Origin of the sequence: Anaerosacchariphilus polymeriproducens, assembly GCF_003363435.1 — a bacterium.
Taxonomy (GTDB): domain Bacteria; phylum Bacillota; class Clostridia; order Lachnospirales; family Lachnospiraceae; genus Anaerosacchariphilus; species Anaerosacchariphilus polymeriproducens.
In genome coordinates this window covers 253194-272075 of sequence record NZ_QRCT01000034.1, presented here as the reverse complement: position 1 = coordinate 272075, position 18882 = coordinate 253194, and the positions used below count along the sequence as shown (strand labels likewise).

Here is an 18882-nt window from a genome sequence, read left to right as displayed (position 1 = left end):
ATTGAAAGGAGAGGAATTATGAAGCTTTATGAAATAGGAGAAAAAGCAAAACAGGTAGAATCACAGTTAAGAGTTGCAGATACAGATAGGAAAAATACTGTATTAAATTTAGCTGCTAATAAGTTAATTGAGAACCAGAAATACATACTTTCAGAAAATGAAAAAGACATAGAAAATGCAAAAAGAAATAATATGGCACAAGGATTGGTAGATCGTCTTTTATTAACAGAACAACGTATTGCCCAAATGGCAGAAGGTTTGAAGCAATTGGTTATTCTTGAAGATCCAATTGGTGATGTGGAGTCTATGAAAACCAGACCCAATGGACTCTTGATAGGACAAAAGAGGGTACCATTAGGTGTCATTGGAATTATTTATGAATCAAGGCCAAATGTGACTGCTGATGCTTTCGGTCTTTGCTTTAAAACTGGAAATGTTGTGATATTAAAAGGTGGAAGTGATGCAATTTATTCTAATAAAGCAATTGTTAAAATACTTAGAGATGCAATTTCTGAATGCGGATTGTCAGCTGACGCGCTACAGCTCATAGAGGATACAAGTAGAGAAACAGCAACCGCATTTATGAAACTAAATCAATATGTAGATGTCTTAATTCCAAGAGGTGGCTCAGGTTTAATCAGAGCAGTAGTTGAAAACAGTACGATACCTGTCATTGAAACAGGAACAGGAAATTGTCATATTTACGTAGATGAATCTGCTGATTTAAATATGGCTTTAGAAATCATTTTTAATGCGAAAACACAGAGAATCGGAGTATGTAACGCATGTGAATCTGTAGTATTACATCAAAATGTTATAAAAGAATTCATGCCAATGCTTTCAAAAAAATTATATCAAAAGAACGTTGAAATAAGAGGGGATGAATTAGCAAAAGAAGCGGATAATTCAATTTCTCAAGCAAAAGAAGAAGATTGGGGAACGGAATATTTAGATTATATTATTTCAGTAAAGACTGTGGCTGACATAGAAGAAGCGATCAAACATATCAATCATTATAATACAAAGCATTCTGAAGCAATTATTACTGAAAACTATCATAATGCACAGAAGTTCCTGAATGAGATCGATGCAGCTGCTGTATATGTAAACGCTTCTACAAGATTTACCGATGGATTTGAATTTGGTTTTGGAGCTGAAATTGGTATTAGTACACAAAAATTACATGCAAGAGGCCCAATGGGTCTATTGGCTTTGACTACTACAAAATATATTATTTATGGGAATGGTCAAATCCGAGAATAGAAATGAAAGAACGAAAGGATTAAAATAATGTTCGATGCGGAATTAGAAAATATTGACATTTTAAGTGAAGCACCTGCTACAGAGCCTGAAAGACAATATTATTTTATTGCAAAAGCAAAAAAATTAATTACGGAAAAAGAAAAAGAATTGGGACGTTCGTTGACTTTTTGTGTCAATACCTTTGGGTGTCAAATGAATGCAAGAGATTCTGAAAAATTAGTGGGTATATTAAATCAGATTGGATATCATGAAGTAGAGACAGAAGAAGCTGATTTTGTATTATATAACACTTGTACCGTTAGAGAAAATGCAAATCAACGAGTATATGGAAGGCTTGGTTTTCTAAATAATTTAAAAAGGAAAAATTCTAATATGCTAATTGGTCTTTGCGGATGTATGATGCAAGAACCTAAAGTAATAGAAAAATTAAAGAAAAGTTATCGATTCGTAGATTTGATTTTTGGAACTCATAATATCTATAAATTTGCAGAATTAATAGTTACTCGTCTCGAATCGAATCGAATGGTGCTCGATATTTGGGAAGATACCGATAAAATAGTAGAAGATTTACCTAGTCAGAGAAAATACTCGTTTAAATCTGGTGTAAATATTATGTTCGGTTGCAATAATTTCTGTAGTTATTGCATTGTTCCTTATGTCAGAGGAAGAGAACGAAGCCGTTCGCCTAAAGATATAATTGCAGAAATCAAAAAATTAGTTGCTGATGGTGTGATTGAAGTAATGCTATTAGGGCAAAATGTAAATTCTTATGGTAAAAATTTAGAAAATCCAATAAGTTTTGCCGGATTATTAGAACAAATTGAAAATATTGATGGTCTAGAACGGATACGATTTATGACTTCACATCCAAAAGATTTGTCTGATGAATTAATAGATGTGATGGGTAAATCACAAAAAATTTGTGCACACCTGCATTTACCACTCCAATCAGGAAGTACAAACATCTTGAAGAAAATGAATCGAAAATATACCAAAGAGCAGTATTTGGTTTTAGTTGATAAAATTCGTAAAGCAGTTCCGAATATTGCACTAACTACAGATATCATTGTAGGATTTCCTGGAGAAACAGAAGAAGATTTTGAGGAAACTCTTGATGTTGTTAGAAGAGTAAAGTATGATAGTGCTTTTACATTTATTTATTCTAAAAGAACAGGAACACCTGCTGCTGTCATGGAAGAACAAGTATCTCCTGAAATAATCAAAGAAAGATTTGACCGATTATTAAAAGAGATACAGGATTATGCCGGTAAGAAGGCGATGGAGCTAGAAGGGACAGTTCAGGAAGTTTTAGTGGAGGAATTGGATCAGCAAAAAGAACACTGGATTTCAGGAAGATTAAGTAATAATTCAGTGGTTCATTTGGAAGGAGATGCTTCCATGTTAGGAAAAATAATAAAAGTGGAGCTTTCTGAATGTAAAGGATTTTATTATATTGGAAAAAAGATAGACAAAGCTATATAGTCAAGGAGTAAACAGAAAAATTATTATGAAAAAAAATGACTGGATACTAATTATTACAATATTATTGATTGCTGCTATTTTCTGGCTTATTCATACAAAATTTTTACAAGATGAAGGAAGCTATGTAACGATATCTGTTGACGGAAAAGTGATTCATCAATACTCTTTAGAAGATGATATCGATGTTGAAATAAAGGGTGTAAACGAAGGAATCAATCGTTTGGTCATAAAAAATGGTAAAGCCAAAATGATAGATGCAAATTGTCCTGATAAATTATGTGTACATCAAAAAGCAATTTCAAAAGATAAAGAGACTATCGTATGTCTTCCAAATAAAGTAGTAATCGAAGTTCATGCCAAAGAGGAACAAGAGTATGACGCAGTTGTTAAATAGGAGGAATAATTTGATAAATAAAATACCATATCTGGGAGTCTTTACTGCTGGTGCAATCATATTGAGCTATATTGAAACTATAATTCCCTTCTATTTTGGTATACCAGGTGTAAAGCTGGGCTTGACTAATATTATGATTTTAATCATTTTATATCTTACCGGAACAAAAGATGCCTTTCTTGTTTCTATCGTACGGATTATTTTAACTGGTTTTTTATTCACTAATTTTTATAGTCTGCTCTATAGTTTAGCTGGAGGTATCGTTAGTCTGATCGTAATGAGTTTGCTTAAAAGAACAAATAGATTCAGTATAATTGGAGTAAGTGTTGCGGGTGGTATTTTTCATAATGCAGCACAAATTTTAATAGCAATATTTGTAGTAGAGACAGCTAGCATTGCATATTACCTGCCTATTTTAATAATTTCTGGTGTAGTGACCGGAATGTTGATTGGAATTCTTGGTAAAATATTAGTTCCAAGAGTCAGAGCAGTTATCGTTAGATAGTTATTAATTTTTATATTAAAGGAGCGTAATCTTATGATTTCCTACATAAAAGGAGAAATAATTGATATCCAGGATGATTTACTTATTATGGAAACAAATCAGATTGGATATAATATTAAAATATCTACTCAAACAGCATCAATGTTGCCGGCAATTGGAGAGGATACGAAAATTTATACCTATTTACATGTAAGAGAAGATGCCGTACAATTATTTGGTTTTTCAACCAAAGATGATCTAAACATCTTTAAACTTTTGATAGGGGTCAATGGAATCGGTCCTAAAGGAGCATTAGGTATTCTGTCTGCTTTGTCTGCTGATGATTTACGTTTTGCAGTATTAGGAGATGATGTGAAGACTATTTCAAAGGCACCAGGGATAGGAACAAAAACAGCCCAGAGGTTAATTATAGAATTAAAAGATAAATTAAACTTGGAAGATGCTTTCGAGCAAAAATTAGAGAATAAAGAACTTCAAAATACAGAGTTAGTTAATGGACAAGATGCCAAATCAGAAGCAGTACAGGCTTTAATAGCCTTGGGATATACAAGCGCAGAAGCTATAAAAGCTGTTAAACAAGTGAAAAATATAAAAGATATGGATGCAGAAGCAATTTTGAAAGAATCATTAAAACAAATATCTTTTATGTAGATTTAGAATCAGGTACAAGCAAATGGAGGTATTATGAAAAAGCGCATTATTACAACGGAAGCTTTAGAAGAGGATATAAAAATCGAAAAAAGTCTTCGACCTCAATCTTTAGAGGAATATATAGGGCAGAAAAAAGCGAAAGATAATTTAAAAGTTTATATCGAAGCTGCAAAACAAAGGAATGAAGCGTTAGATCACGTATTATTTTATGGTCCTCCCGGTTTGGGCAAAACTACTTTAGCAGGTATTATAGCGATTGAAATGAATGTAAATATTAAAGTAACTTCAGGACCGGCAATTGCAAAACCAGGTGAAATGGCAGCAATCTTAAATAATCTTCAAGAAGGTGATTTATTATTTGTAGATGAGATTCATCGTCTAAATAGGCAGGTAGAAGAAGTTTTGTATCCTGCTATGGAAGATTATGCAATCGATATTATGATTGGAAAAGGTTCTTCCGCAAGATCCATACGTTTGGATTTACCCCAATTTACGCTAGTAGGTGCAACCACAAGAGCCGGATTATTAACTGCACCGTTACGAGACCGTTTTGGTGTAATACATAGATTAGAGTTTTATGAATTGGACGAGCTTGAAACAATTATTATAAGATCAGCTGAGGTATTAGGAGTAGAGATCGATTCAGACGGAGCCTTGGAAATTGCCAGACGTTCAAGAGGAACCCCAAGATTAGCGAATCGTTTATTAAAAAGAGTAAGAGATTTTGCACAGGTGAAATATGATGGTGTGATTAGTGAGAAAGTAGCTCGATTGGCTCTTGACTTATTGGATGTTGATAAAATGGGATTAGATTACATAGACAGAACTATTTTATTGACAATGATTGAAAAATTTAATGGAGGGCCAATTGGACTTGATAGTTTAGCAGCTGCAATAGGAGAGGATGCTGGTACAATCGAAGACGTTTATGAACCCTTTTTAATAAAGAATGGATTTATTCATCGTACGCCGCGTGGTAGAGTTGTAACAGAAGGTACTTATCGACATTTTGGATTAACATTTAAAGAATCCTGAAAAAATAGTTGTTTTTATTTGAAATTCAGGTATAATGTACTATATATTGTATTAAAAAGTAGAAAAGGTACAAAAAGTTGAAAGAAATTAACATAGAAAGAAGGTTGTTAATCTATGTCAAAGAAAACAAATACTGAAGTTTTGATTGGCGGTAAGGTATATACATTGAGCGGGTATGAAAGTGAAGATTATTTACAAAGAGTCGCAACTTATATTAATAATAAAATATCAGAATTAAAAACAATGGATGGTTATAACCGATTACCGTTTGATATGAAAGCAACCTTATTGCAGCTAAACATTGCAGATGATTATTTTAAGGCAAAGAGTCAAGTAGGAAAATTGGAGACGGATATTGAATCCAGAGACCGTGAAGGGTATGATTTAAAACATGAGCTTATTTCAGCTCAAATTAGAGCAGAAGAATTAGAAAAAACCATAAAAGAACTCCAAGCGGAAAATAAAGAGTTACAATTGAACAAAGCAAGGCTCGAAACTTCTTTAGAAGATGTTTTATTTGAAAGAAAAGAGAAATAGCATCAAAAAATAGATTACACGCTTAGCGAGTAATCTATTTTCGTGTAAGAAGTAATTGTGATTTAAAATATCAATTTTGAAACGAGGAAGATTATGGAAGAGAAAAGAGTGGAATTGTTAGCACCCGCAGGTTCGTTTGATGCTTTGACTGCTGTGATTTGTGCAGGAGCAGATGCTGTTTATATAGGTGGAAGCAAATTTGGTGCCAGAGCATATGCAGAGAACTTCAGTGAAGAAGAGGTCATAAAGGCAATTGATTATGTTCATTTACATGGTAAAAAATTGTATTTAACAGTAAATACCCTATTAAAAAATAAAGAAATGCAGGAGTTATATTCCTATTTAAAACCTTACTACACAGAAGGTCTTGATGGAATTATAATTCAAGATATAGGAGTGCTACATTATGTAAAGAATCAGTTTCCTGGGTTACCAATTCATGCTAGCACCCAAATGACAATAACAGGTGTAGAAGGTGTACGTTTTTTAGAATCAATAGGGGTGGACCGTATTGTAATGGCACGTGAGATGAGTTTAGAAGAGATAAAGAAGATTCATATTGAGACAAATGTAGAAATAGAGAGTTTTATACATGGAGCATTATGTTATTGCTATTCAGGGCAATGTTTATTTAGTAGTATGGTAGGAGGCAGAAGTGGAAATCGTGGAAGATGTGCGCAACCATGCAGGCTTCCATTTGATGCAAAAAACGAAAAAGGAATTTATCCATTAAGCTTAAAAGATTTATGCACGATTGAAATGATACCGGAAATGATACAGGCAGGAATTTATTCTTTTAAAATAGAAGGAAGAATGAAACAGCCAGAGTATGCAGCAGGTGTAACAAGTATTTATCGTAAATATATAGATTCTTATTTAAATAATCCAAATAAGAGTTTTCAAGTTGAACAAAAGGATTACCAAGAACTACTGGACATTGGAAACCGAGGAGGATTTACAAAAGGATATTATATTCAAAAAAACGGGCCAAAGATGATTACAATAAATAATCCAAGCTATCAAAGTGAAGGCAAGGAATTATTAAAAAAAATCAGAGAAAAGTATATACAGAAAGAATTAAAAGTAAAAATTAAGGGTTTTTTAAGATTATCAGAAAATAATCCTATGATATTTGATTTAAAATGTAATAGGGTTGAAGTGTGTATAAAAGGAGAGAAAGTTGAATCTGCAAAAAAGCAGCCCATGCTTGAAGAAAATATACGAAAGCAGATATTAAAGACAGGAAATACACCTTTTGAATTTGAAGAGTTAGAAATAAAGATGGATAATTCTATCTTCATTCCTATACAAAAACTTAATGAATTAAGACGTAACGCTCTTTCTAAAATACAAAATGAATTATTAAAGAATCATAAAAGAAACTTATCAGAAGAACACATTTGTAAGAAGGCTTTAAATAAAGATCTTATCTCATTGAAAAAAAATAGTACCAATACAATAAATGTTTATATAGAAAAAAAAGAATATTTATCTATTATTTTGAAGAAAAAAGAAATTGCTGGAATATATTTAGATATTAATATTTTGGGACCAGATATTAGTTTGAATGATTTAAATGATTATGTAAAAGCATGTCATGACCATGACAAGAAATGTTATTTGGCATTACCCTATATTTTTAGAGAATACCATAGAAAGAAATTTTACGAAATTAAAGAGAAATTATTAAATTGTGAATTAGATGGATTTTTAGTAAGGAATATAGATGAAATAGGTTTTATAAAGAATGCGAAATGCCATAAAACAATAATATTAGATTATAATATGTACACATATAATCAATCAGCATTAGAATTTTGGATGGAGCAATCTATTATAAAAAATACAATCCCACTAGAATTAAATGAAAAGGAATTAAAATGGCGATCAAATGAAAATAGTGAATGTATTATATATGGTTATCTGCCATTAATGATTTCTGCTCAATGCGTTTCCAACACCTTATATGGTTGCAAAAAATCACAAAAAGAAGAACAGCAATTAACTATTGTAGATCGATTTCAAAATAAATTTTTTATAAAAAATCAGTGTACTTTCTGTTATAATATAATATATAACTGCAAACCTCTGGTACTGTGGAATGAAAAAGAAGTTCAGGGACTTTCCATAGGCAGTGTACGTTTACATTTTACAATTGAGACAGAGAAAAAAGTGGAGCAGATATTAAATGATTATATACAACAGTATTATTTTAAAAAACAAATCAAACAAGAATTTTGTAAAGATTATACAAAAGGACATTTTAAAAGAGGCGTAGATTAAGGTGGTGGATTAAATGGTAAATATAATTGTAGAGGCGTCAAAATATCTTATAATCATCTTCTTCGCTGTTTATGCATATCTTTGCTTTAGTGTATTTAGTAATAGAAAAACGGATGAAGACAAAGCAGCTATTTTTTCAGGGCAGAACCGTCTAATGTTTTTTATTCATTTTATTGCGAATGTAGATATATTAATTAAATCTGAAAATAAAGAAATTATTATTTTTTATGCATATCAGGTTATATTACTGGCATCGATCTTAATATTATATCGATTTTTATATCCAAAGGCATCGAGATTAGTAGTAAATAATATGTGTATGCTGTTAGTCATTAGTTTTATTATGTTGTCCCGTTTATCATTGGATAAAGCTCAAAAGCAATTTTTTATTGCAGTAATTTCGATGATTATAACATTGTTTATTCCATTTTTTATTCATAAGATAAAATATCTTAAAAAATTGACTTGGATATATGGTATTGGAGGGATATTTTTATTAGCAGCGATTGCTGTTGCAGGAAGAGTAAGTTATGGAGCTAAGCTGTCTTTTTCAATCGGAGGTATTTCAATTCAACCATCCGAGTTCGTAAAGATTATGTTCGTGTTTTTTGTTTCCTCCATGCTATGCCAGTCTACAGAGTTGAGACATCTTATAAAGACTACAATAATGGCAGCATTACATGTATTGTTTTTAGTTATATCAAAAGATTTAGGTGGTGCACTTATATTCTTTATCGTATATTTGGTAATGCTTTATGTTGCAACTAAAAGACCGCTATATGCTTTAGGTGGTTTAGTGAGCGGAAGTTTTGCCGCTGTTATTGCATATTTTCTGTTCCGGCATGTCCGAGTACGTGTATTAGCCTGGAAAGATCCTTGGGCTGTAATGAAAGGAGAAGGCTATCAGATTACACAATCTTTGTTTGCGATCGGAACCGGTGGCTGGTTTGGGCTGGGCTTATATCAGGGATTGCCTAAAAAAATTCCTGTAGTGGAACAAGACTTTATTTTTTCTGCTATCTCAGAAGAACTTGGTGGGATTTTTGCTTTATGTCTTATACTTGTTTGCATTAGTTGTTTCATTATGTTTTTAAATATTGCACTACAAATGAAAGAACAATTTTATAAACTGATTGCGTTGGGATTAGGAACTGTTTATGGGTTTCAAGTTTTTTTAACAATCGGTGGAGTTACCAAATTCATACCGTCAACAGGGGTAACATTACCATTGGTGAGTTATGGAGGAAGTTCCTTGTTTAGTACACTAATAATATTTGCGATAATACAAGGACTTTATATTTTAAGACAAGATGAAGGTGAAAATAATGATAGGTCGAAAAAAGAAAAACGAAAAGTTAAACGGACAAAACGAAAAGATGAAAAAGTCCGAAAGGAATAAGGAACTTGCTGTAATTACTTATATTTTTTTGGGCATATTTATGTTACTAATGGGATATTTTGTCTATTTTAATGTTTTTGTTAGTGAAGAAGTCATCAATAGTCCTTATAATGCACGACAAGATGTCTTTGAAGACAGAATTGTTCGAGGAGATATTCTGACAAATGACGGAACTGTGGTTGCTAAGACCGAAGTATCAAGTGATGGAAATCAAACCAGAGTATATCCTTACGGAAATGTTTTTGCGCATGTAATTGGTTATGCTTCAAAAGGAAAATCAGGAATTGAATCATTAGGCAATTTCAGTTTACTTCGTTCCCATGCTTTTTTTCTAGAAAAGATGTATAATGAATTTAAAAAAGAAAAAAATAAGGGAGACAGTGTTGTTTCAACGTTATTATTGGATGTTCAACAAACTGCTTATGATGCACTGGGTGACTTAAATGGAGCAGTCATTGCGATAGAGCCTTCTACAGGAAAAATATTAGCAATGGTTTCAAAACCGGATTTCAATCCAAATGAAATAGATAATATTTGGGATTCATTAGTTTCAAGTGAAGATAGTACGAGCACTGTTTTATTGAATCGTGCAACACAAGGATTATATCCTCCGGGTTCTACCTTTAAAATTTTAACTACTTTAGAATTTTTAAGAGAAAATAAGAATGCATCTGATTATACATTTGATTGCCAGGGGAGTTTAACAAAAGATGGAGTTACCATCAATTGTTACAAAGGGAGTGTTCATGGGAGTGTAGATTTAATTACATCTTTTGCAAAATCTTGTAATACATCTTATGCTAATATTGGATTAACTCTAAATAATACAAAGTTTAAAGGGTTATGTGAATCTTTGTTATTTAATCAGAAGCTGCCATTTGAATTGCCATATAAAAAAAGTAGTTTTGTCTTATCGAAAAAAAGTGATACATCTGAAATAATGCAGACAGCAATAGGTCAGGGGAAAACACAGGTCACTCCATTACATATGGCTATGATAACAAGTGCAATCGCAAATGATGGCGAACTTATGGTACCATATTTAATTGATTCTACGCAAAATTACAGTGGTGTTTCTGTAAAGAAAAACAAACCGGTTTCATATGGAAAATTACTAACAGAAAAAGAAGCTGGTATCATACAAGAATATATGGAAAATGTTGTTACGAATGGAACCGCAAAAACATTAGCCGGACAATCTTATCAAGCAGCTGGAAAGACGGGATCAGCAGAATTTAGTAATGTTAAGGGGGAAAGTCATTCTTGGTTTGTAGGATATGCAAACAAAGGTGAAAAAGAAATAGCCTTAGCAGTAATTGCAGAAGGTGCAGGTGCAGGAAGCGAATATGCAGTTCCTATAGCGAAAAAGATTTTTGATTCTTATTTTAATTAGAGAATAATATGGTTAGAGGCTCTATATTGATTTTAACTTGCATGATTATGGAAAAAGAGGTATACTTTTGATAGGTAATCAGCACACGTCAGGAGGTATTGCAATGATTGAAGCAACGAGTTGTGGCGGTGTGGTAATATTTCGCGGAAAAATATTAGTTTTATATAAGAATTATAAAAACAAATATGAAGGCTGGGTTTTACCAAAAGGAACTGTAGAGCCGGGAGAAGATTATAAGAATACGGCAGCAAGAGAAGTATTAGAGGAAGCTGGTGTTAATGCATCTATTATAAAATATATCGGAAAAAGCTCTTATACATTTAGTATTCCAGAAGATACAGTTGAAAAAGATGTTCACTGGTATTTAATGATGGCTGATAGTTATTACAGTAAACCGCAACGTGAAGAATATTTTGTTGATTCAGGTTATTATAAATTCCATGAAGCTCAACATTTACTAAAATTTTCTAATGAAAAACAAATTTTAGAAAAGGCCTATAATGAGTATTTAGATTTAAAAAAAGCAAATTTATGGGGGAATCGCAAATATTTTTAGTTGAGAACGAGACGTATCGCAAGAAATCAATTAATTGCGGTACGTTTTTTGCTATTATAGGAAGAAAATCATAGCAATCCCTATTCTAGATAAAAAATTTATAAATTATTTAAATCTTGATGATTTATTTTCCTTGTTTTGGTAAAATATATAAATAAAGAGGAATGAATTAACTAATACAAGCAATGCAAATGCTTTAGAAAGAAGAATTAAAAGGATAAGATAAAAATGATGAAATGGTATCGAAAATTATATATTGGTGAAAAAGCAAAAAAAGACCGTTTCAAGTTCATATGGCAAGTAAAACATAGACATATTGTTTGGAATGGATATGTGATTACTTTAGCGTCTAATGAGCAAAATTTGTTAGATATCATACAAGTGACGGAGCTTTTACAACCTTATTATAAGAATAGAGAGTTATTTATTGTCGGAATAGCAAAAGGATATGATGAAGCATTAATTGTTGCAAAAGATATTATAGATGAAGTATATCAAAAAACAGGCGAATTTAATATCCGACAATTTATTTTAAATTGTCAGAAAGGAAATATGTCAAGTTCATAGCAGGTTAAAGAATATGCTACATATATTATGGGTTATACTAAAAATAATAGGAATAGTTCTTTTGGTAATACTCGGAGTAATCTTGGTACTATTACTACTTATTTTGTTTTTACCAATTAAATATAAACTAAGAGGTGAAATGGGTGAAAAAACTAAAATGCAAGGGACAGTATCCTGGCTCTTTCATTTGGTGGCCATTTCTTTTCGTTATGAAATGAAACAATTTAATTTGATTCTTAGAATTGTAGGAATCCCCTTCAAACTTCCTTTTTCAAAAGAAGAAAAACAAAAAAAGAAGAAAACTAAAAGTAATAGAAAAAAATTAAAGAAAAATAGTCCTAAAATTTCTAAAATTGAAAAAGATGATTTTATAGATGAAGACCCTGGAAATAAAATAGAAGATAATAAAAACGAATCTGTTGATAATATTAAAGAAGAATCATATCAAAATAATAAAACAACAAAAAAAAGTAAAAAAAGAAAAGGCATTTGGTTGTCACTAAAAGAAAAAATTATTAATCTAAAATATACAGTCCGGAAATTTTGTGATAAAATAAGAATGTTAATCAATACTTGTCAAGAATATAAAGATATTTGGAATGATGAAAAAGTCAAATTAGCAATTCATAAAATAAAAGAGCAGTTCTTATATTTTTTAAAACATTGTAAGCCTAAAAAATTTAAAATGTATTTACATTTTGGATTAGAAGATCCAGCTTTAACAGGACAAGTATTAGGTGGAATTAGTTTGTTTTATCCCCTATTTCATAAAAATATTAGTGTAATTCCTAATTTTGAACATTCAATACTGGAAGGTAGCATTTTTGTAAAAGGAAGAGTACAAGTATTTGTTCTCTTAAAAATATTCATACGTTTATATTGGAATAAAAATATTAAATATGCATTACGTAGATTAGATGCAGTGAAAGAAAAAAAATAGCTCAAAGAAGTTAAGGAGGAAGAAAGATGACAGATAATAGTTTTACATCCACAGTAGAATCATTATTTAAAGGAATGGATAATTTTATTACAACAAAAACTGTAGTAGGAGATGCGACTCATATTGGGGATACTATTATATTACCATTAGTTGATGTTTCATTTGGTGTAGCTGCAGGGGCATTTGCAGAAGAAAAGAAAAATAATGGTGGTGGTGGTATGGGAGGTAAAATATCTCCTAGTGCTGTATTGGTAATTCAAAATGGAACCACGAAATTGGTAAATGTTAAGAATCAAGATAGTATAACTAAAATCCTTGATATGGTTCCTGATTTTGTAAATAAGTTTACATCAAAGAAAGAAGAAACAGGCAAAGACCCTGATGTAGAAGAAGTTATACTAGAGTTTGATGAAGAACAAGGGAAATAAGAAATAAAACATCAAAATTAGCATATACTATTTATTGATTAGTGTGTGCTTTTTTGGTGTGATGAGAAAATTAATTGGATTTATACTATTTTGGATTTCAGTTGGTATGTTAATTATGCTGTTTATAACTGACTTTATTGGAATTTTACTAATTGTACTATTTTTAATAATTGGATACAACTTATTTTGCTGTTAGAACGTTCAAGAATAATAGAAGTGGTAGAATTGTGTACATCCTTTCAATACAAAAAGGGCTGGCAAAATTAACTTTCGATTTGTTAATTCTGACAGCTCTTGATCCTAAACTCTTTCAACTTTACCGGATTTCAAACAAGAAGTACATACATAAATTTTTTTAGCAGCACCATTTACTTTACATTTAACTGATTTAATGTTTGATTTCCACATTTTGTTTGTTTTTCTATGAGAATGACTCACATTGTTTCCGAAGTGAGCACCTTTTCCACAAATACTACATTTTGCCATGATTGCACCTCCTTGCCATTTAATAAGCAACATATGTATTTTATCAGATACCAATTCATAATGCAAGTGAAAATTAAAAAAATCTGTTGAAATAACATGTAAATCCAATTGAAAAATGAATTTTCTAAAATTTGTATTTCATTTTTATGGAAATGAGGTTATAATACTAATACGTATGAAGTAAATACTCGTTTATAAATTAAATTAAATGGAGGTACTAATATGAAAGGACAGATGAATACACAGTTAGGGAAAGTGTTAATCGATATAGATGTTATTTCAACGTATGCCGGCTCTATCGCAGTAGAATGTTTTGGTATAGTTGGTATGGCTACTGTGAATGTAAAAGATGGTTTAGTAAAACTTCTAAAAAAAGAAAGCCTGTCACATGGAATTAATGTGCGAATTCAAGATAATATGATTACTTTAGATTTTCATGTAATCGTTGTTTATGGTGTTAATATATCTTCCGTTGCAGATAATTTGATTTGCAATGTAAAATATAAGGTTGAAGAGTTCACCGGAATGAAAATAGAAAAAATAAATATTTTTGTTGAAGGTGTAAGAGTAATAGATTAGTCTTAAGGAGGAACACATTGTGAAAAATACAATAGATGCAGGCATGCTTTCCAAGATGTTTTTGGCTGGTGCAGAAAATCTAGAGCAAAAAAAAGAATGGATTAATGAGTTGAATGTTTTTCCTGTACCAGATGGAGATACAGGGACAAATATGACAATGACTATCATGGCTGCAGCAAAAGAAGTTAAAAATTTAAAAAATCCAACTATGGAAGAACTGGCAAAAGCCATTTCCTTTGGTTCTTTAAGAGGCGCAAGAGGAAACTCTGGCGTTATTTTATCGCAATTATTCCGAGGTTTTACGAGAGGAATTAAAGATTTGGATCAAATTGATGCAATGGATTTGGCGAACGCATTCCAAAAAGCCGTTGAAACTGCATATAAAGCAGTTATGAAGCCCAAAGAGGGTACTATCCTTACGGTTGCAAAAGGTGCAGCTGATAAAGCAAGTGAATTAGCGATTCAAGAAGAATCAGATGATTTAGTTATATTTATGGAAAAAGTAATTGATCATGCAGAATATGTATTGAGCCAAACACCGGAAATGCTTCCGGTTCTAAAACAAGCAGGCGTTGTAGATTCCGGCGGTCAAGGATTATTAGAGGTTTTAAAAGGTGCATTTGATGCTTTTATGGGGAAAGAAGTAACTCTTACAATTTCTACTAATGGGCAAGATAATAGAATAAAATCGGATAATCAATCGGATGTTGATATTAAATTTGGTTATTGTACAGAATTTATTATTATGCTCGAAAATGAATATTTAGAGAAAACAGAGATTGAGTTTAAGAAGTATTTAAGCTCAATTGGAGATTCGATTGTCGTTGTATCTGATGAAGATATTGTAAAAGTGCATGTACATACGAATGATCCCGGTTTGGCGATTCAACGTGCACTTACCTATGGTTCTCTTACAAATATTAAAATTGATAATATGCGAGAAGAGCATGAAGAAAAAGTGATAAAAGATGCACAAAAAAAAGCAGAAGAACAATTGAAAGAAAATGTCCCTCCCAAAGAAGTAGGCTTTATATCTGTTTCAATCGGAGAAGGAATGAATGAAATTTTTAAAGGTCTGGGAGTTGATTATATTATTGAAGGCGGACAGACAATGAATCCTAGTACTGAAGATATGATAAATGCTATTGAAAGCGTTAATGCAAAAAATGTATTTATTTTACCTAACAATAAAAATATTATACTAGCTGCGAATCAGGCACAAGAGTTAACAACAGATAAAAAAGTTATTGTAATTCCGACAAAAACGATTCCACAAGGTATCACTGCATTAATTAACTTTATACCTGATAGATCTCAAACAGAAAATGAAAAGCAAATGCTTGAAGAAATTGTCAGAGTAAAAACCGGTCAGGTAACATATGCAGTTAGAGATACCAATATAGATGGTAAAGAAATTTCACAAAATGATATAATGGGTATTGGTGATTCTTCAATATTATCAGTAGGACCCGATATTAAAGAGACAACAAAGGATATGATAGATCAATTGGTGGATATTGATTCCGAATTAATTAGTATTTATTATGGTGAGGAAATAGAAGAAAGTACTGCAAAATCACTTGTTAATGATTTAGAAGAAAAATATACAAATTGTGATATTGAATTACACTGGGGCGGTCAGCCGATTTATTATTATGTTATTTCTGTAGAATAGATTTAATTAAGGTCTATGTAAAATAAATATTTTACATAGACCTTTTAGAATGAAGGTGAAAAGATGAAAGTAACAGATTCTATCGATTCCTTAAAAGGAATTGGTGAAAAAACTAAATTATTATTTTATAAAATCGGAATATATCAATTAAATGATCTTTTGCATTATTATCCTAGAGATTATGAAATATATAAGGAACCATCTCCGTTAAAAGATATTGATACAGATAGGCCTGTAGCGGTCATAGGATTAATAGAGAAAGAACTTCAAATAAAAACTATCGGTCGATTAAAACTTATTACAACAACAATAAAAGTGGATGATGAAAAGATTAAAATAACCTGGTTTAATATGCCCTATTTAAAAAATAGTCTAAAATCAGGAATGAAGTTTGTCTTTTATGGAAAAATAAATGAGAAAAAAAAGATGAAAACAATGGATCATCCCCAAATATTTACTAGAGAAGAATATCAAAAAAAGATGTTTTCCATGCAGCCCGTTTATAGTTTAACAGCAGGTTTGACGAATAATGTAGTAATAAAAGCAATTAAGCAAGTCTTAAATCAATATGAAATATATCAAGAATATCTTCCAGAACGAATTCGAACAAAGCATCAATTGGCAGAATATAACTTTGCAATACAAACGATTCACGTTCCTTTAAACGAAGAAGAATTAATATTGGCAAGAAAAAGATTAGTTTTTGATGAATTCTTTCTATTTATTTTAAATCTGCAAAAAATGAAAGAAGCCTGTGAAAAATTAAAAAGTCCTTTTCATTTAAAATATGTGGATGAAACAATCCAGTTAGAAAGAGCTTTACCCTATCAATTAACAGCTGCTCAAAAACGAGTTTGGAACGAAATTCAAAAAGATTTTGATTCTTCTAAAGTTATGAGTCGGTTGATTCAAGGTGATGTTGGCTCAGGAAAGACAATATTGGCAATTATGGCTTTAATTAGAGTTGTTAAAAATGGATTTCAGGGAAGTTTAATGGTTCCAACGGAGGTTCTGGCGAGACAGCATTATGAATCTATGACTAAAATGTTCAATGATTATAATTTGCAAATTAAAGTTATTTTACTAACTGGAAGTTTAACTCTAAAGGAAAAAAGAGAAGCTTATCAAAAGATCAAATCACAAGATGTGGATATCATAGTAGGGACACATGCATTAATACAAGAGAAGGTAGAATATGCAAATTTAGCATTAGTTATTACAGACGAACAACATAGATTTGGTGTAAGACAACGTGAGATTTTTGCTCAAAAAGGAAAAATGCCACATATACTAGTAATGAGTGCAACACCAATACCTAGGACATTAGCAATTATATTATATGGTGATTTAGATATTTCAATTGTAGATGAAGTTCCTGCAGAAAGACTACCGATTAAAAATTGTGTTGTTAATACTGAATATCGACCTACAGCCTATCGATTTATACAAAAAGAAGTAGAAAAGAATAGACAAGTCTATATTATTTGTCCGCTAGTTGAAGAAAGTGAAGGATTAGATGCTGAGAATGTCATTGATTATACAAAAAAACTTAAAAATTTACTTCCTTCCGCTATAAATATCGAATATCTCCATGGTAGAATGAAAGGGAAAGAAAAGAATGAAATTATGGAACGTTTTCTTAAGAATGAAATTCAGATATTAGTATCAACCACAGTGATAGAAGTAGGTATCAATGTACCGAATGCAAGTGTTATATTAATCGAAAATGCAGAAAGGTTTGGTTTGGCACAATTACATCAATTAAGAGGCAGAGTTGGAAGAGGTGCACATCAATCTTTTTGTATATTAATAGATAGCTCCAGTAAAAAAGGTATTACGAAACGTTTAGAAATTTTAAATCAGTCAAATGATGGTTTTTTTATTGCAAATGAAGATTTAAAACTAAGAGGACCTGGTGATTTATTTGGAAAGAGACAAAGTGGAATCTTAGAATTTAAAATAGCAGATATATATCAGGATGCTTCCATATTACAATTAGCAGCTGAAGAAGTTAATCAAATTTTACAAGATGATCCTAATTTAGAGACGGAAGAAAATCGCCAGATAAAAGAACAAATAGAAAAACTAAAAAATTTGGAACAAATAAATTTATAATTTAGTAAAAACAATGAATTTTTTGTCATTTAATGAAAAAATTACTTGTGTATCTTTTGATTTTTATCACATACTATGGATGTAACATAAATCAAAGCTTTTAATTAAAATAAAGTTATGATAGTTACAAAATGATAAATTAATTTAGAAAAATACAAAGGAGGCGTTATAAATGTCAAATCGTTCATCAAACACAGCGGTAATACCAGAAGCTAAAGGTGCATTAGACAAATTTAAATATGAAGTAGCAAGCGAATTAGGAGTACCTTTAACAAATGGATATAATGGTAACCTTACTTCTAAACAGAATGGTTCTGTTGGAGGATATATGGTTAAAAAAATGATTGAAGCACAAGAAAGACAAATGTCAGGAACTAACTCAATAGGTTCTTCTGGAACAGGTTCACAAGGTGGTTCTACTCAGCAAGGTGTATCAGGATTATCTGGTGTATCAAGTGTATCAGGAACAAGTAATTTGTAATTAAAAAATAAAATTTAAGAAATTGACAATAATATAATTAACTAGAAATATGAAATAAACGGTTTCCTCAATAGTAGTTCTTACTATTGGGGGAACTGTTTTTTATAAAATCT

18 protein-coding genes and 1 pseudogene are annotated in these 18882 nt (G+C 31.1%); 18 read left to right on the top strand and 1 reads right to left on the bottom strand.

Translation table 11 applies throughout. The features are described 5' to 3' along the window. Positions 1-18 precede the first annotated feature (18 nt). From DWV06_RS12180 to DWV06_RS12115, 14 genes are all read left to right on the top strand, one after another. Entirely contained in the window at positions 19-1263 is a 1245-nt protein-coding gene (locus DWV06_RS12180) for a glutamate-5-semialdehyde dehydrogenase (RefSeq protein WP_115482453.1), read from the top strand. 27 nt (positions 1264-1290) lie between these two features. Further along, the gene (miaB, locus tag DWV06_RS12175; RefSeq protein WP_115482452.1) at positions 1291-2745 is read left to right on the top strand and encodes a tRNA (N6-isopentenyl adenosine(37)-C2)-methylthiotransferase MiaB; all 1455 of its coding nucleotides are present in this window, start codon (positions 1291-1293) and stop codon (positions 2743-2745) included. 25 nt (positions 2746-2770) lie between these two features. Further along, positions 2771-3139: a NusG domain II-containing protein gene (locus DWV06_RS12170; RefSeq protein WP_115482451.1), complete on the top strand. Its 369-nt coding sequence runs from the start codon at positions 2771-2773 to the stop codon at positions 3137-3139. A gap of 10 nt (positions 3140-3149) precedes the next feature. Then, positions 3150-3644 (top strand): Gx transporter family protein, encoded by a 495-nt coding sequence (locus tag DWV06_RS12165; RefSeq protein WP_115482450.1) that lies wholly within the window; start codon positions 3150-3152, stop codon positions 3642-3644. Between the two features lie 33 nt (positions 3645-3677). Next, positions 3678-4295: a Holliday junction branch migration protein RuvA gene (gene ruvA / locus DWV06_RS12160; RefSeq protein ID WP_115482449.1), complete on the top strand. Its 618-nt coding sequence runs from the start codon at positions 3678-3680 to the stop codon at positions 4293-4295. Positions 4296-4328: 33 nt separating this feature from the next. Beyond that, positions 4329-5330, top strand: coding sequence for a Holliday junction branch migration DNA helicase RuvB (ruvB, locus tag DWV06_RS12155; RefSeq protein ID WP_115482448.1), 1002 nt, complete (start codon positions 4329-4331; stop codon positions 5328-5330). A 114-nt stretch (positions 5331-5444) separates the two neighbouring features. Continuing rightward, a complete protein-coding gene (locus tag DWV06_RS12150; RefSeq protein WP_115482447.1) occupies positions 5445-5867 on the top strand; it encodes a cell division protein ZapA in 423 nt (140 codons plus the stop codon). Positions 5868-5960: 93 nt separating this feature from the next. Beyond that, positions 5961-8150 (top strand): U32 family peptidase, encoded by a 2190-nt coding sequence (locus tag DWV06_RS12145; RefSeq protein ID WP_115482446.1) that lies wholly within the window; start codon positions 5961-5963, stop codon positions 8148-8150. Between the two features lie 13 nt (positions 8151-8163). After that, positions 8164-9549: an FtsW/RodA/SpoVE family cell cycle protein gene (locus DWV06_RS12140; RefSeq protein WP_115482445.1), complete on the top strand. Its 1386-nt coding sequence runs from the start codon at positions 8164-8166 to the stop codon at positions 9547-9549. Further along, positions 9476-10942, top strand: a complete 1467-nt coding sequence (locus tag DWV06_RS12135) for a peptidoglycan D,D-transpeptidase FtsI family protein (RefSeq protein ID WP_235828955.1) — start codon at positions 9476-9478, stop codon at positions 10940-10942. The genes DWV06_RS12140 and DWV06_RS12135 overlap by 74 nt, the downstream gene beginning before the upstream one ends. 103 nt (positions 10943-11045) lie before the next feature. Then, positions 11046-11498, top strand: coding sequence for an NUDIX hydrolase (locus tag DWV06_RS12130; protein ID WP_115482443.1), 453 nt, complete (start codon positions 11046-11048; stop codon positions 11496-11498). Positions 11499-11726: 228 nt separating this feature from the next. Continuing rightward, positions 11727-12065 (top strand): hypothetical protein, encoded by a 339-nt coding sequence (locus DWV06_RS12125; protein ID WP_235828954.1) that lies wholly within the window; start codon positions 11727-11729, stop codon positions 12063-12065. A gap of 139 nt (positions 12066-12204) precedes the next feature. Then, complete coding sequence (locus tag DWV06_RS12120) at positions 12205-13005, top strand: DUF2953 domain-containing protein (RefSeq protein ID WP_205027765.1); 801 nt, start codon at positions 12205-12207, stop codon at positions 13003-13005. A gap of 26 nt (positions 13006-13031) precedes the next feature. Continuing rightward, entirely contained in the window at positions 13032-13433 is a 402-nt protein-coding gene (locus tag DWV06_RS12115) for a GerW family sporulation protein (protein WP_115482441.1), read from the top strand. 300 nt (positions 13434-13733) lie between these two features. Here the strand turns inward: DWV06_RS12115 and rpmB are convergent, their stop codons facing one another. Next, positions 13734-13919 carry a 50S ribosomal protein L28 gene (rpmB, locus tag DWV06_RS12110; protein ID WP_115482440.1) on the bottom strand — a complete coding sequence of 62 codons (186 nt, stop codon included), beginning with the start codon at positions 13917-13919 and terminating at the stop codon, positions 13734-13736. Between the two features lie 222 nt (positions 13920-14141). Here rpmB and DWV06_RS12105 point away from each other — a divergent pair, with 222 nt between their 5' ends. From DWV06_RS12105 to DWV06_RS12090, 4 genes and pseudogenes are all read left to right on the top strand, one after another. Next, positions 14142-14498 (top strand): Asp23/Gls24 family envelope stress response protein, encoded by a 357-nt coding sequence (locus tag DWV06_RS12105; RefSeq protein ID WP_115482439.1) that lies wholly within the window; start codon positions 14142-14144, stop codon positions 14496-14498. A 16-nt stretch (positions 14499-14514) separates the two neighbouring features. After that, complete coding sequence (locus DWV06_RS12100; RefSeq protein ID WP_115482438.1) at positions 14515-16173, top strand: DAK2 domain-containing protein; 1659 nt, start codon at positions 14515-14517, stop codon at positions 16171-16173. 63 nt (positions 16174-16236) lie between these two features. Continuing rightward, complete coding sequence (gene recG, locus DWV06_RS12095; protein ID WP_115482437.1) at positions 16237-18288, top strand: ATP-dependent DNA helicase RecG; 2052 nt, start codon at positions 16237-16239, stop codon at positions 18286-18288. Between the two features lie 172 nt (positions 18289-18460). Beyond that, positions 18461-18661, top strand: a pseudogene (locus DWV06_RS12090) (small, acid-soluble spore protein, alpha/beta type); the annotation flags it as partial. Positions 18662-18882: the final 221 nt, after the last annotated feature.